The sequence below is a fragment of the Marinobacter sediminum genome (assembly GCF_016820575.1).
Lineage (GTDB): Bacteria > Pseudomonadota > Gammaproteobacteria > Pseudomonadales > Oleiphilaceae > Marinobacter > Marinobacter sediminum.
In genome coordinates, this window is the sequence record NZ_JAEMQH010000010.1 from 1 (window position 1) to 800 (window position 800).

General features: G+C 55.5%; 1 protein-coding gene. It reads right to left on the reverse strand.

Going from position 1 to position 800, the window contains the following annotated elements:
- Positions 1 to 800: elongation factor Tu (locus FGO67_RS16995; protein ID WP_203301826.1), on the reverse strand; the 800-nt coding region annotated here is incomplete at both ends.

Genomic DNA, 800 nt, shown 5'->3' on the forward strand with positions numbered 1-800 from the left:
ACGGTACGACCACCTTCGCGAATCGCGAAGCGCAGGCCATCTTCCATGGCGATCGGAGCGATCAGGGTAACGCTCATCTTCACGTTGTCACCCGGCATAACCATTTCCACGCCTTCCGGCAGTTCACAGGAACCAGTTACGTCGGTGGTACGGAAGTAGAACTGAGGACGGTAGCCCTTGAAGAACGGAGTATGACGACCGCCTTCATCTTTGCTCAATACGTACACTTCGCACTCGAACTTGGTGTGCGGCTTGATGGAGCCCGGCTTACACAGAACCTGACCACGCTCAACGTCGTCACGCTTGGTACCACGCAGCAGAACACCAACGTTCTCACCAGCACGGCCTTCGTCCAGCAGCTTGCGGAACATCTCAACGCCGGTGCAAGTCGTCTTGACGGTATCTTTGATACCAACAATCTCGATCTCTTCACCAACCTTGATAACACCACGCTCAACACGACCGGTCACAACGGTACCACGACCAGAGATGGAGAATACGTCCTCGATCGGCATCAGGAACGGCTGATCGATAGCACGCTCTGGCTCAGGGATGTAGTCGTCCAGGGCTTCTACCAGCTTCTTAACAGCGGTAGTACCCATCTCGTTGTCGTCCTTACCTTCCAGCGCCATCAGCGCGGAACCGGTAACGATCGGAGTGTCGTCGCCCGGGAAGTCGTACTGGCTCAGCAGATCACGAACTTCCATCTCTACCAGCTCGAGCAGCTCTTCGTCATCGACCATGTCCGCTTTGTTCAGGAACACAACGATGAACGGAACGCCAACCTGACGAGACAGCAG